The 13,621-nt window shown below is 44.8% G+C and carries 8 protein-coding genes, 8 tRNA genes and 3 rRNA genes; 6 read left to right on the top strand and 13 right to left on the bottom strand.

Going from position 1 to position 13,621, the window contains the following annotated elements; all coding sequences use genetic code 11:
* Positions 1-2 precede the first annotated feature (2 nt).
* The 10 genes from JFU24_RS19605 to JFU24_RS19560 form a co-directional block, all read right to left on the bottom strand.
* Positions 3-79 (bottom strand) — tRNA-Arg (locus JFU24_RS19605).
* 9 nt (positions 80-88) lie between these two features.
* Positions 89-177: transfer RNA gene (locus tag JFU24_RS19600), tRNA-Leu, on the bottom strand.
* A gap of 12 nt (positions 178-189) precedes the next feature.
* Positions 190-264 (bottom strand) — tRNA-Gly (locus JFU24_RS19595).
* A gap of 8 nt (positions 265-272) precedes the next feature.
* Positions 273-354 (bottom strand) — tRNA-Leu (locus JFU24_RS19590).
* Between the two features lie 9 nt (positions 355-363).
* A tRNA-Lys gene (locus JFU24_RS19585) sits at positions 364-439 on the bottom strand.
* Between the two features lie 20 nt (positions 440-459).
* A tRNA-Thr gene (locus tag JFU24_RS19580) sits at positions 460-535 on the bottom strand.
* 11 nt (positions 536-546) lie between these two features.
* Positions 547-622, bottom strand: a tRNA-Val gene (locus JFU24_RS19575).
* Between the two features lie 12 nt (positions 623-634).
* A 5S ribosomal RNA gene (gene rrf / locus JFU24_RS19570) occupies positions 635-750 on the bottom strand.
* Between the two features lie 116 nt (positions 751-866).
* A 23S ribosomal RNA gene (locus tag JFU24_RS19565) occupies positions 867-3,801 on the bottom strand.
* A gap of 175 nt (positions 3,802-3,976) precedes the next feature.
* Positions 3,977-5,528 (bottom strand): 16S ribosomal RNA (locus JFU24_RS19560).
* Together the 16S, 23S and 5S rRNA genes with 7 tRNA genes alongside form the textbook arrangement of a ribosomal RNA operon.
* A 454-nt stretch (positions 5,529-5,982) precedes the next feature.
* Here JFU24_RS19560 and JFU24_RS19555 point away from each other — a divergent pair.
* Positions 5,983-6,168, top strand: coding sequence for a hypothetical protein (locus tag JFU24_RS19555; protein WP_141521436.1), 186 nt, complete (start codon positions 5,983-5,985; stop codon positions 6,166-6,168).
* Between the two features lie 34 nt (positions 6,169-6,202).
* Here JFU24_RS19555 and JFU24_RS19550 read toward each other — a convergent pair whose 3' ends face one another.
* Positions 6,203-7,108, bottom strand: coding sequence for a DMT family transporter (locus JFU24_RS19550; RefSeq protein WP_201222833.1), 906 nt, complete (start codon positions 7,106-7,108; stop codon positions 6,203-6,205).
* A 144-nt stretch (positions 7,109-7,252) separates the two neighbouring features.
* Here JFU24_RS19550 and JFU24_RS19545 point away from each other — a divergent pair, with 144 nt between their 5' ends.
* The 3 genes from JFU24_RS19545 (at position 7,253) to JFU24_RS19535 (ending at position 9,189) form a co-directional block, all read left to right on the top strand.
* Positions 7,253-7,960: an MgtC/SapB family protein gene (locus tag JFU24_RS19545; protein WP_053348841.1), complete on the top strand. Its 708-nt coding sequence runs from the start codon at positions 7,253-7,255 to the stop codon at positions 7,958-7,960.
* Positions 7,961-8,076: 116 nt separating this feature from the next.
* Positions 8,077-8,149: transfer RNA gene (locus tag JFU24_RS19540), tRNA-Ala, on the top strand.
* 809 nt (positions 8,150-8,958) lie between these two features.
* A complete protein-coding gene (locus tag JFU24_RS19535) occupies positions 8,959-9,189 on the top strand; it encodes a helix-turn-helix domain-containing protein (RefSeq protein WP_098178080.1) in 231 nt (76 codons plus the stop codon).
* Between the two features lie 332 nt (positions 9,190-9,521).
* On the opposite strand, the gene JFU24_RS19530 is transcribed toward JFU24_RS19535, so the two are convergent.
* Both JFU24_RS19530 and JFU24_RS19525 read right to left on the bottom strand, forming a co-directional pair.
* A complete protein-coding gene (locus JFU24_RS19530) occupies positions 9,522-9,677 on the bottom strand; it encodes a hypothetical protein (RefSeq protein ID WP_201222831.1) in 156 nt (51 codons plus the stop codon).
* A gap of 784 nt (positions 9,678-10,461) precedes the next feature.
* Positions 10,462-10,626, bottom strand: a complete 165-nt coding sequence (locus tag JFU24_RS19525) for a hypothetical protein (RefSeq protein ID WP_161804983.1) — start codon at positions 10,624-10,626, stop codon at positions 10,462-10,464.
* A 403-nt stretch (positions 10,627-11,029) separates the two neighbouring features.
* On the opposite strand from JFU24_RS19525, the gene JFU24_RS19520 reads away from it, so the two are divergent.
* Together JFU24_RS19520 and pruA are read left to right on the top strand one after the other, a co-directional pair.
* Positions 11,030-11,947: a proline dehydrogenase family protein gene (locus JFU24_RS19520; protein ID WP_201187043.1), complete on the top strand. Its 918-nt coding sequence runs from the start codon at positions 11,030-11,032 to the stop codon at positions 11,945-11,947.
* Between the two features lie 56 nt (positions 11,948-12,003).
* On the top strand, positions 12,004-13,545 hold the full coding sequence (gene pruA / locus JFU24_RS19515; RefSeq protein WP_201222829.1) for an L-glutamate gamma-semialdehyde dehydrogenase: 1,542 nt from the start codon (positions 12,004-12,006) through the stop codon (positions 13,543-13,545).
* Positions 13,546-13,621 lie beyond the last annotated feature (76 nt).

Below are 13,621 nucleotides of genomic sequence, written 5' to 3'. Positions count from 1 at the left end.
CATGGTGCGCCCGGCGGGAGTCGAACCTACAACCTTCTGATTCGTAGTCAGATGCTCTATCCAATTGAGCTACGGGCGCATATTAAGATGGTGCCGAGGACCGGAATCGAACCGGTACGGTAGTCACCTACCGCAGGATTTTAAGTCCTGTGCGTCTGCCAGTTCCGCCACCCCGGCACATACGAAAAGTGGAGCGGAAGACGGGATTCGAACCCGCGACCCCAACCTTGGCAAGGTTGTATTCTACCACTGAACTACTTCCGCATGAAAGATGCGGGTGAAGGGACTTGAACCCCCACGCCTTGCGGCGCCAGATCCTAAGTCTGGTGCGTCTGCCAATTCCGCCACACCCGCATAATATAATGGTGAGCCATGAAGGATTCGAACCTTCGACCCTCTGATTAAAAGTCAGATGCTCTACCAACTGAGCTAATGGCTCGTACGTTTAATAATAAAAGATGGTGCCGGCAAGAGGACTTGAACCCCCAACCTACTGATTACAAGTCAGTTGCTCTACCAGTTGAGCTACACCGGCAGGTGTAAAAATGGTGGAGGATGACGGGATCGAACCGCCGACCCTCTGCTTGTAAGGCAGATGCTCTCCCAGCTGAGCTAATCCTCCATATGTGTAACTGCTTGGCGGCGTCCTACTCTCACAGGGGGAAACCCCCAACTACCATCGGCGCTGAAGAGCTTAACTGCCGTGTTCGGAATGGGAACGGGTGTGACCTCTTCGCTATCGCCACCAAACAATGTTAACATTTTTTTAAGACATTTATTATTATAACGTCTTTTTGAAAAAATGCAAGAAGAAATTTTCATTCCTTCAAAACTAGATAATAAGAAGGTATTTCATTTTTTAAAGCGTGGTTAAGTCCTCGATCTATTAGTATCAGTCAGCTCCACATGTCGCCACGCTTCCACCTCTGACCTATCAACCTGATCATCTTTCAGGGATCTTACTAGCTTGCGCTATGGGAAATCTCATCTCGAGGGGGGCTTCATGCTTAGATGCTTTCAGCACTTATCCCGTCCGCACGTAGCTACCCAGCTATGCCTTTGGCAAGACAACTGGTACACCAGCGGTGCGTCCATCCCGGTCCTCTCGTACTAAGGACAGCTCCTCTCAAATTTCCTGCGCCCGCGACGGATAGGGACCGAACTGTCTCACGACGTTCTGAACCCAGCTCGCGTACCGCTTTAATGGGCGAACAGCCCAACCCTTGGGACCGACTACAGCCCCAGGATGCGATGAGCCGACATCGAGGTGCCAAACCTCCCCGTCGATGTGGACTCTTGGGGGAGATAAGCCTGTTATCCCCGGGGTAGCTTTTATCCGTTGAGCGATGGCCCTTCCATGCGGAACCACCGGATCACTAAGCCCGACTTTCGTCCCTGCTCGACTTGTAGGTCTCGCAGTCAAGCTCCCTTGTGCCTTTACACTCTACGAATGATTTCCAACCATTCTGAGGGAACCTTTGGGCGCCTCCGTTACTCTTTAGGAGGCGACCGCCCCAGTCAAACTGCCCACCTGACACTGTCTCCCACCCCGATAAGGGGCGCGGGTTAGAATTTCAATACAGCCAGGGTAGTATCCCACCAACGCCTCCACCGAAGCTAGCGCTCCGGCTTCTCAGGCTCCTACCTATCCTGTACAAGCTGTACCAAAATTCAATATCAGGCTGCAGTAAAGCTCCACGGGGTCTTTCCGTCCTGTCGCGGGTAACCTGCATCTTCACAGGTACTATAATTTCACCGAGTCTCTCGTTGAGACAGTGCCCAGATCGTTACACCTTTCGTGCGGGTCGGAACTTACCCGACAAGGAATTTCGCTACCTTAGGACCGTTATAGTTACGGCCGCCGTTTACTGGGGCTTCGGTTCAAAGCTTCGCTTGCGCTAACCTCTCCCCTTAACCTTCCAGCACCGGGCAGGTGTCAGCCCCTATACTTCGCCTTGCGGCTTCGCAGAGACCTGTGTTTTTGCTAAACAGTCGCCTGGGCCTATTCACTGCGGCTTTTCCGGGCTATTCACCCTAAAAAGCACCCCTTCTCCCGAAGTTACGGGGTCATTTTGCCGAGTTCCTTAACGAGAGTTCTCTCGCACACCTTAGGATTCTCTCCTCGCCTACCTGTGTCGGTTTGCGGTACGGGCACCTTACATCTCACTAGAGGCTTTTCTTGGCGGCTGTGGAATCAGGAACTTCGGTACTATATTTCCCTCGCCATCACAGCTCCGCCTTAATGGAAACGGGATTTGCCTCGTTTCCGGCCTAACTGCTTGGACGCGCATATCCAACAGCGCGCTTACCCTATCCTTCTGCGTCCCCCCATCGTTCAAACGATGTATAGGTGGTACAGGAATATCAACCTGTTGTCCATCGCCTACGCCTTTCGGCCTCGGCTTAGGTCCCGACTAACCCTGAGCGGACGAGCCTTCCTCAGGAAACCTTAGGCATTCGGTGGAAGGGATTCTCACCCTTCTTTCGCTACTCATACCGGCATTCTCACTTCTAAGCGCTCCACCAGTCCTTCCGGTCTGACTTCAACGCCCTTAGAACGCTCTCCTACCATCGACACCATACGGTGTCAATCCACAGCTTCGGTGATACGTTTAGCCCCGGTACATTTTCGGCGCGGAGTCACTCGACCAGTGAGCTATTACGCACTCTTTAAATGATGGCTGCTTCTGAGCCAACATCCTGGTTGTCTAAGCAACTCCACATCCTTTTCCACTTAACGTATACTTTGGGACCTTAGCTGGTGGTCTGGGCTGTTTCCCTTTCGACTACGGATCTTATCACTCGCAGTCTGACTCCCAAGAATAAGTATTTGGCATTCGGAGTTTGACTGAATTCGGTAACCCGTTGGGGGCCCCTAGTCCAATCAGTGCTCTACCTCCAATACTCTCATCTTGAGGCTAGCCCTAAAGCTATTTCGGAGAGAACCAGCTATCTCCAGGTTCGATTGGAATTTCTCCGCTACCCACACCTCATCCCCGCACTTTTCAACGTGCGTGGGTTCGGGCCTCCATTCAGTGTTACCTGAACTTCACCCTGGACATGGGTAGATCACCTGGTTTCGGGTCTACGACCTCATACTCATTCGCCCTATTCAGACTCGCTTTCAGCTGCGGCTCCGTCTTATCAACTTAACCTCGCATGAAATCGTAACTCGCCGGTTCATTCTACAAAAGGCACGCCATTACCCATTAACGGGCTTTGACTACTTGTAGGCACACGGTTTCAGGATCTATTTCACTCCCCTTCCGGGGTGCTTTTCACCTTTCCCTCACGGTACTGGTTCACTATCGGTCACTAGGTAGTATTTAGCCTTGGGAGATGGTCCTCCCTGCTTCCGACGGGATTTCTCGTGTCCCGCCGTACTCAGGATCCACTCAGGAGGGAACGAAGTTTCAACTACAGGGTTTTTACCTTCTTTGACGGACCTTTCCAGATCACTTCATTTACCCCGTTCCTTTGTAACTCCATGTTGAGTGTCCTACAACCCCAAGAGGCAAGCCTCTTGGTTTGGGCTAATTCCGTTTCGCTCGCCGCTACTCAGGAAATCGCATTTGCTTTCTCTTCCTCCGGGTACTTAGATGTTTCAGTTCCCCGGGTCTGCCTTCAGTACCCTATGTATTCAGGTAAAGATACTGTTCCATTACGAACAGTGGGTTTCCCCATTCGGAAATCTCCGGATCAAAGCTTACTTACAGCTCCCCGAAGCATATCGGTGTTAGTCCCGTCCTTCATCGGCTCCTAGTGCCAAGGCATCCACCGTGCGCCCTTTCTAACTTAACCGTTAAAAAAGATCTTACTGATGCTTTGAAAAAATTAATTGCCTTCTATCTATTATCTAGTTTTCAAGGAACAAAGTAGAAAGAATCCCATCACAACGTGATGATGTCTTTCGTATCTGAATGAATTACTCATTCAAAACTGAACAAAACAAAAGCGCTCTCGTATTTATCCTTAGAAAGGAGGTGATCCAGCCGCACCTTCCGATACGGCTACCTTGTTACGACTTCACCCCAATCATCTGTCCCACCTTAGGCGGCTGGCTCCATAAAGGTTACCTCACCGACTTCGGGTGTTACAAACTCTCGTGGTGTGACGGGCGGTGTGTACAAGGCCCGGGAACGTATTCACCGCGGCATGCTGATCCGCGATTACTAGCGATTCCGGCTTCATGTAGGCGAGTTGCAGCCTACAATCCGAACTGAGAATGGCTTTATGGGATTCGCTTACCTTCGCAGGTTTGCGACCCTTTGTACCATCCATTGTAGCACGTGTGTAGCCCAGGTCATAAGGGGCATGATGATTTGACGTCATCCCCACCTTCCTCCGGTTTGTCACCGGCAGTCACCTTAGAGTGCCCAACTGAATGCTGGCAACTAAGATCAAGGGTTGCGCTCGTTGCGGGACTTAACCCAACATCTCACGACACGAGCTGACGACAACCATGCACCACCTGTCACTCTGTCCCCCGAAGGGGAACGCCCTATCTCTAGGGTTGTCAGAGGATGTCAAGACCTGGTAAGGTTCTTCGCGTTGCTTCGAATTAAACCACATGCTCCACCGCTTGTGCGGGCCCCCGTCAATTCCTTTGAGTTTCAGCCTTGCGGCCGTACTCCCCAGGCGGAGTGCTTAATGCGTTAGGCTGCGAGCACTAAAGGGCGGAAACCCTCTAACACTTAGCACTCATCGTTTACGGCGTGGACTACCAGGGTATCTAATCCTGTTTGCTCCCCACGCTTTCGCGCCTCAGTGTCAGTTACAGACCAGAAAGTCGCCTTCGCCACTGGTGTTCCTCCAAATCTCTACGCATTTCACCGCTACACTTGGAATTCCACTTTCCTCTTCTGCACTCAAGTTCCCCAGTTTCCAATGACCCTCCACGGTTGAGCCGTGGGCTTTCACATCAGACTTAAGGAACCACCTGCGCGCGCTTTACGCCCAATAATTCCGGACAACGCTTGCCACCTACGTATTACCGCGGCTGCTGGCACGTAGTTAGCCGTGGCTTTCTGGTTAGGTACCGTCAAGGTACCAGCAGTTACTCTGGTACTTGTTCTTCCCTAACAACAGAACTTTACGACCCGAAGGCCTTCTTCGTTCACGCGGCGTTGCTCCGTCAGACTTTCGTCCATTGCGGAAGATTCCCTACTGCTGCCTCCCGTAGGAGTCTGGGCCGTGTCTCAGTCCCAGTGTGGCCGATCACCCTCTCAGGTCGGCTACGCATCGTCGCCTTGGTGAGCCATTACCTCACCAACTAGCTAATGCGCCGCGGGCCCATCTATAAGTGACAGCAAAACCGTCTTTCCATCTTCTCTCATGCGAGAAAAGAACGTATCCGGTATTAGCTCCGGTTTCCCGAAGTTATCCCAGTCTTATAGGCAGGTTGCCCACGTGTTACTCACCCGTCCGCCGCTAATCTCAGGGAGCAAGCTCCCATCGATCCGCTCGACTTGCATGTATTAGGCACGCCACCAGCGTTCGTCCTGAGCCAGGATCAAACTCTCCGAAGAAATGTTTGACTTGCTCATTTTGCTTTTTTTGATAGTGTGTGCTCACTTAAAAATTAACATTGGCGCTTTGTTTTGTTCAGTTTTCAAAGAGCAATTTGTTGTCGTTTCTCTCAGAAGCGACTCCTATAATGTAACACATTGTGTCACGTTTCGTCAACAACTTTTTTTAAAAAGTTTTAACAGTTTGTTGAGCTGTTTAAGTTGTTGTCTTAGCGACAAGAAATAATATACCATGTACAAATAATGTTTGCAATATGTTTTTCAAAACTTTTTTTCAAAAAAGTGTTTTTTCATTCTCCTTCTATATATTCCTTTCTAGAATAACTCTTTTTCGAATGCATCAAGCCCCCCTACCTCTTAAACACAGTCCGCCGCTTCAGCTGAATTAACTCGCATATTTCTCCTTAAACCCAAATAGACATATAAAGATATCTTCTTTCTTTGAGGTGAAGCAATGAATCTATCATTAATCGCACTACTCATTTCTTACAGCATGGCTCTTTACTTATTTAGCACTGCTTATTATGAAGCCATAAAGTTCAGTAGGGAAAAAGGGAAAGTGAATGGTACAACGTTTTTGTTTAGCTTTACATTTGCCTTGATCTTCACTCGGATTACCTATTTGTTTTATCCCTATTAAATAAAAGCAGTAAGTCGGGTTCGACTTACTGCTTTTATATGGAGACTGCTTCTTTTTTCTGCACCTTACTTTTCTTTTCATCCTTTAGGAATATCATCAAGCCGGCCAATATGATGGTACCTCCTAGGATTTGCGTCCAGAGTATGGGTTCACCAAGAATGAAGTAAGCTAGAATTGTCGCTCCAATCGGTTCCAGTAAGATTCCCATAGAGATTGTTGAAGTACTTAACCACTTCAATGACCAGTTGAATAATGAATGCCCTAATAGAGTCGGGAAAATAGCAAGCAAAACGAAATAAATCCAGTCGACAGTAGGATATGGTCCCATTGGCTCTCCCTTAAGGACAACGTAGAAAAACAATGTAAATGCACTAATTGCATACACGACGAATGTGTATGTTATAGAAGAGATACGCTTTCTAACATTTTGACCAAATAGTAAATAACCAGTTACTAACGCACAAGCAACAAGGGAAAGAATGTCTCCCCAAAGCGCCATACCGCTGATTCTAAAATCTCCCCAGCTGATGACAAGACTGCCCGCTATCGCGATGATCCCGCTTAATATTGCCTTCATTGAAAATCGTTCTTTAAAAAACAAGTAAGCCCCTGCAAACGCAAATAACGGCTGAAGGGTGACAAGCACAGTTGAACTCGCAACCGACGTGTAATTGAGCGATTCAAACCATAATATAAAATGAAAAGCTAGGAACACACCTGCCGCAATCGAACACAACCAGTCCTTTTTCTCAATGAATTTAAGTTCATGGCGGTATTTTATTATGAAAACCGGCAACATAAGCAGAACAGTAAATAATAAACGATAAAAGGCTATAACACCTGATGGAGCAGATGCTAATTTAACAAGTATGGCCGAAAATGAAACGGATGCCACACCTATCGCCAATGCAAAATAGGGATTTATTTTAGGTATTTGCATTCTTGTTCCTCTTTTCATGTTGAATTACCTATCATTGTACTCTATTTTACTATGGTAAAATTATTAGAGTGAGTTATTTGAAAAAACGGGTATATTGCACCAAATCATATAATTCTCGATACTCTTTCGGAAGTGGTGAACATTATGGAATGGACATTCGATCCTCAATCAGAACTGCAAATACTTATTAAGCTGGGGATCTCAGCTCTCCTTGGATTAATTATCGGGCTAGAGCGAGAAATGAAACGAAAACCCGTTGGATTAAAAACAAGCTTGGTTATTTCCATCGTCAGCTGTTTATTAACGATTGTTTCCATGGAGTCAGCTTATAAATTCCCCGGAAGTGACGATGTAAATATCACAATGGATCCCTTACGTCTTGCCGCACAGATTGTTTCTGGCGTCGGCTTTATCGGGGCCGGCGTTATTCTCCGCCGTGACAATAACAGCATCTCCGGTTTAACCACCGCTGCCATAATTTGGGGAGCAGCCGGAATTGGGATTGCTGTCGGAGCTGGATTCTTTCTCGAAGCAATTGCCGGAGTCATTCTATTAATCATCAGTGTCGAATTGGTACCCGTAGTCGTCACCTGGCTTGGCCCGATGAAATTACGGCAAAAAGAAATCTTTCTACAACTAGTGGTAAAAGATAAAGATGACATCGCTTTAGTTCTCAAAAAAATCAAAGACGAAAAGATTTTTATCAAAAACCTAAGAATCAAAGATGTTGCAGAAGACCATCACCTCTTAACACTTAAAGTTTTGGTCGATCATAAAGTTAGAACTTCAGAAGTTTATTACACCGTCTCCAACCTTAAAGAAATTGCACGGGTAGAAATCGAGAATGCTTAAGCGAAAAAAACCGTTTGATACCCTCAAACGGTTTTTTCTTACTATTTTGCAAATTTCTCAATTTTATTATTGACTTTTCCTGAAATTTCGATAAAATAATTATTGTACCCTAACCCGGGGCATTAGCTCAGCTGGGAGAGCGCTACGCTGGCAGCGTAGAGGTCAGCGGTTCGATCCCGCTATGCTCCATACTTGAAAACCCTTGTGTATCAAGGGTTTTTTTCTTTTTCCACTTATAGAAACCTGCCGATTCATTTCAAGATTGCACAATGCGTGCACCTTTATCCCACTAAAGTTTTGATCCGTTAAATGCGGAAAGAAGGATTGCTCTAGCCGGAGGGCTGCTTCATCTTGGATAACGGATGATGCAATTCCTTAACCGATTTAGGTGACGGTCCTTCATCCAGTTTGTCATTTATAGAACTCATCCAACATCTGAGTAGTGATTTTATCCATTGAATATTGCCGAAATAAGACAAAATATGCTTTTTAACCGAATACCATCTTGCTTCTGCTCTAGTTTCAGCTACACTCCTACGATAGGAAGTATTAAACCATTTTACCATCGTTACGGTATTTCTTCTGCGCCCTGACGTTAAAAACCATATAATAACTACTCCACCACAGCTACCGTCATATCTCCACTTAAAGCTATCTCAACACCTGGCGAACCATAATCCTCCGTTAACTTATTGATGCAACCATTTCTCAGCTTGCTCCTAATATAAATATCAGTTTATATCCCTCGTATTTCGTGAGGGTTTCCCCCTCGTGATCCCCTTTCCGTTTTCATCTGCTCCTCTTCTTCAAAACACTTTCATCCTTTATCACTTCGCTTACGACTTGGCAAAAACTACTCTAGTAAGGCTACTAGGGTAGTTAACTGTTATTAGCACTTACCGTTTTTCCGTGATACCAATTATTTGCGAAACTATGCGTATATTTTTGTGAAAGATGGACGAGACTGCTAGTACAATAAATACTAGGAGGTACGCGAAATGTTTAGATTCGGGAAGGGAAAGCGTCGGAGTAAGGTCGGCAAATTAATAGATAAGCACGGGTATACACAAGAGGAGTTTGTAAGCGCGTCTGGAATCTCACGCAATACGATTAGCAGAGTTTGCAGCGATCCTAAGTATGTGCCTTCTGCCGGAGTATTAAAGAAAATCATGAAGGCGATTCGGAGTATAGATGCCGGCGCAAAGTCAGACGATTATTTTGATATTTAAGGTTGCGCTGAATATTCGATGTTTAAACGCAAAAAAAGCCCCGACCCAAACAAACGGTTCCACTTAAGGTCGTGGCTTTGCTACGTTACATGAAAACAGATATTTCTTTGAATTGTTTTTTGGTATACCCTATATGCAAGGAGACCTCTTCGTTGGTCTTCGAATTAATTAGGTAGACGTAAGCTTTCGAGTTATCACGGAGACGCCCTCCTACAACAGCTCCGGCAATTGTGCCGATTGGTCCTATGAGAGCCGTTCCGAGGATTGAGCTGACTGCCGGTTAGCCTCCGCTACGACGAGCTCTCTTCCCACTCGATACCATCAATCCTTACTTATCCTTTGATAAGTAAGGAATATGAATGACTACCTCGCCATCGCTTGTCTGGCTCCATCATTACGGCTGAGCAAATCCCCGCCGGTATTTCTTTACCCGTTAAGTTCAAATCGTTCCCGCCCCCAAGTATATCGAGGCTAATTTTCCGTTTCATTGTGTTCTTCCAAAATCCCATATCAACAGCTTCATTTAGCTGCCTCAAAATTGAGTAGAATAAACCCTGCAGGTCAAATTATGTTGATCTTCAGGTTATAACAGCAGTAGCAGGGGATTGCGAGTCCGTGCTTGACAGTTGGCTTTAAACCCTCAAAAAAAGATTGTTGGAAGTAAAATACCCCTTAAGTCGGCACGAAACCGGCATATGGGGTATTTTACTTTTTGCGAATTTATTAGAATACTAGTACTATCACCTTTATGGTTTTGAAGAAAGCAAAATGTGCTTTTACCGGTAAGCAGCATAAAGGGCATTCGTATTCTAATATGATTTTCTTAATTTGAAAGAATTGTTCTTGTTCCTAAGAATGACGAATTCATTTACTGAATTTTAAATGCAGAATGACCTTCCAGCCCTACAGCGCCATGCCTTCGAACAAAATAATCAGCATTATTCGGTGGAGACAAATGCGTGAGTTGACATATTAGTTCTTCAGAACCATTATCTCTACTACATCATGATTACTTATTAATCTAATATGTAAAATCCCCCACTTCTATATTAGAAGTGGGGGATTTTTTTGCTAAAGTTATCTATTGATTACATATGCGAAAGGAAAAGAGTCATTTCAACCTTATTCATCGCCGCATCTAATGCTTTGACACTTCATATATAGCGACTTCTTTTTGAGTTTATTAACATACTTCCTACTATTATAGGCATACACGGTTGCACCTTCTTCAAGCGGGGCTCGATGGGACAAGGGGTATGTAATCCGCCACATCTATTTTCGACTAACCATTTTCTTTATCCTTCTAACAACAGGTGACACAATGACTTTATGTGCTTTTGTGAAGGCTAGTCCAATAAACCCTGTTATTACCAGAGCCATTATCAAGCCGATTATCAATCCAGATGTTTCTCTAAGTTCTTCAAATACCGCACCCATTCCTTATCCTCCCCGCCTTACCGATGTCACTTATTTTTCCGGCCCACGCCATTAACTTCCGATCATGTAACAGAAGATGTACTCGGTTGGACCTATAGTCAGATTCATTATATCGCATTGGATTATTATGGTCGAGCTACCACTTTTAAACGCATTAGCAAAGGTTTCATCTTTCACAGGGCTATTTTCTCCTAAGCACCTTTCTTCTAGCTTTTCTTTATAAGATAAATTATAAACCTTTCGTTCTATCCATTAAGATAGGAGAAAATTGAGTACCTCCCCTTCATTGTCTCTAACCGACAAACAAAAGACAGAATTATTGTATTTTTAGAACATTGCGCAAATTGTCGAAAAACCATAAAATTATCTTGTGATTACAACTTCTTAGGGGTGTGTTTTTTAAATGGAAGCGATTACAAGGGACTTTTTCTTATTTTTATCTAAAAATAACTTACTTAATAATATTGCAAAGAAAAGCGGCGGTAGTTTTGCAGCTGGAAAAATTATAGGGGGAACTGATTTCCAAAGTTCCATTAAATTCATTAAACAGCTTAATAATAGTGGCTTGTCGGTTACAGTCGACCATCTTGGGGAATTCGTTGATTCTAAGGAAGTGACCCAGGAAAGGACAGCAGAATGCATCGAAACCATTGAAATGATCAGCAGAGAAAAACTGGATTCACAGGTATCTCTCAAAATGACTTCTCTGGGTCTTGATATCGATCATAATCTGGTCATCGAGAACATGACAAGAATTCTTGATACAGCAGAAAAACACAATGTCATGGTCACGATTGACATGGAAGATGAAGTTCGCTGTCAAGCAACAATCGATATATTTAGGCAGTTCAAAGAAAAATACAACTGCATAAGTACTGTTTTACAAGCTTATTTATACCGCACAGAGAAAGATTTGGAAGACCTTGCCCAGTATAAACCATTCCTGCGTCTCGTAAAGGGTGCCTACAAGGAATCTGCCGAGGTGGCTTTTCCCGAAAAGAATGATGTAGATGAAAACTATAAAAAGTTGATTAAGCAAAGTCTTCTTAACGGTAATTATACTGCCATTGCCTCACATGATGACCAAATCATCGAATATACAAAAGAGCTGGCTAAAAAGCATAACATTCCAAATACACAATTCGAATTTCAAATGCTTTATGGCATGAGAAACAAAACACAATACGAGTTGGTCAAGCAAGGTTACAAGATGCGCGTCTATGTACCATATGGTCTCGATTGGTATGGATACTTCATGAGAAGGCTTGCGGAAAGGCCATCCAATATTGCCTTTGCCTTCAAAGGGATGGTCAGAAGCTAAATATACATTCAACATTCTAATTGCTACAAAAATTCTATAAAAAGGTGTGATTATCAATGATTTCATATAAACATGAACCATTTGTTGATTTTAAAAACGAGGAAAACAAAAAAGCTTATCAGGAAGCTCTTCAAACTGTTGAAGGCTACTTAGGACAAGACTACCCTCTTTATATCGGGGCAGAGAAAGTGACGACTGATGAGAAAATCGTTTCATATAACCCTGCTGATAAACAAGAGGTCATCGGCCGAGTATCGAAAGCGAACAGGGCTCTTGCTGAAAAAGCTATGCAGGAAGCTGTTACCGCTTTTGAAAGCTGGAAAAAAGTGAAGCCGGAAATCCGTGCTGACGTTTTGTTCAAAGCTGCTGCCATCATTCGCAGACGCAAGCATGAATTCTCTGCGTTATTGACAAAAGAAGCGGGAAAACCTTGGAATGAGGCTGATGCGGATACAGCGGAAGCGATCGATTTCCTTGAATTCTATGCCCGTCAAATGCTGACGCTTAAAGATGGTGTGCCTGTTCAAAGCCGTCCGGGAGAATTTAACCGCTATGATTACATTCCATTAGGAGTAGGCATCATCATTTCTCCTTGGAACTTCCCATTTGCAATCATGGCAGGTACAGCTGTTGCCGCTATCGTCACTGGTAACACAATCCTGTTGAAACCAGCTTCGACTACTCCTATTGTTGCTGCGAAATTCGTTGAAGTGATGCATGAAGCCGGCCTTCCAGCAGGTGTGTTGAATTTCGTTCCAGGAAGCGGAGCCGAAGTGGGCGACTACCTGGTTGATCATCCTAAAACACGTTTCATTTCCTTCACAGGTTCACGCGATGTAGGTCTGCGCATTTACAAACGTGCATCAGAAGTGAACGAAGGCCAAATTTGGCTGAAGCGTGTCATCGCTGAAATGGGCGGAAAAGATACGATCGTCGTTGACAAAGAGGCAGATCTTGAATTGGCCGCTCAATCGATCGTGAAATCTGCATTTGGCTTCTCTGGACAAAAATGTTCTGCTTGCTCCCGTGCTGTCATCGTAGAAGATGTATACGATCAAGTTTTAGATCGCGCTGTTGAATTAGCAAAACAACTTACTGTTGGTAATCCTGTAGAAAATCATTTCATGGGACCAGTTATCGATCAAGCGGCATTCGATAAAATCATGAGCTATATTGAAATCGGCAAAGAAGAAGGACGCATTCTGACTGGTGGAGAAGGAGATAGTTCAAAAGGATACTTCGTTCAGCCGACAATCGTCGCTGATGTCGATCCGCAAGCCCGTTTGATGCAAGAAGAAATCTTCGGACCAGTCGTTGCATTTTCAAAAGCGAAAGACTTTAACGAAGCTCTTGAAATTGCCAATAACACAGAATACGGTTTGACTGGGGCTGTCATTACGACAAATCGCCTGAACATGGAAAAAGCACGTCAAGAATTCCATGTAGGGAACTTGTATTTCAACCGCGGCTGTACTGGTGCAATCGTAGGTTATCAGCCTTTCGGCGGGTTCAACATGTCAGGAACTGATTCCAAGGCAGGCGGACCGGACTACTTGCAGCTTCATATGCAAGCCAAAACAACATCCGAAACATTCTGATAATGTTCCATTAAGCAATTTGAAGATGATTTGTATACCCTCTTTGGATATGTATCTTCGATTCTGTGATATGAAT

It is taken from the genome of Peribacillus sp. TH27 (genome assembly GCF_016650915.1).
Taxonomy (GTDB): Bacteria; Bacillota; Bacilli; order Bacillales; family DSM-1321; genus Peribacillus; species Peribacillus butanolivorans.
Note: the sequence above shows the minus strand (reverse complement) of the source record. Positions and strands in the feature narration are given on the sequence as shown.

Bases quoted from the DNA above. Each gene is read 5' to 3' on its own strand.
- JFU24_RS19535 (WP_098178080.1), top strand. From the start codon at position 8,959: ATGTTTAGATTCGGGAAGGGAAAGCGTCGGAGTAAGGTCGGCAAATTA.
- JFU24_RS19520 (WP_201187043.1), top strand. From the start codon at position 11,030: ATGGAAGCGATTACAAGGGACTTTTTCTTATTTTTATCTAAAAATAAC.
- JFU24_RS19530 (WP_201222831.1), bottom strand. From the start codon at position 9,677: ATGAAACGGAAAATTAGCCTCGATATACTTGGGGGCGGGAACGATTTG.
- pruA (WP_201222829.1), top strand. From the start codon at position 12,004: ATGATTTCATATAAACATGAACCATTTGTTGATTTTAAAAACGAGGAA.
- JFU24_RS19550 (WP_201222833.1), bottom strand. From the start codon at position 7,108: ATGCAAATACCTAAAATAAATCCCTATTTTGCATTGGCGATAGGTGTG.
- JFU24_RS19545 (WP_053348841.1), top strand. From the start codon at position 7,253: ATGGAATGGACATTCGATCCTCAATCAGAACTGCAAATACTTATTAAG.
- JFU24_RS19525 (WP_161804983.1), bottom strand. From the start codon at position 10,626: ATGGGTGCGGTATTTGAAGAACTTAGAGAAACATCTGGATTGATAATC.
- JFU24_RS19555 (WP_141521436.1), top strand. From the start codon at position 5,983: ATGAATCTATCATTAATCGCACTACTCATTTCTTACAGCATGGCTCTT.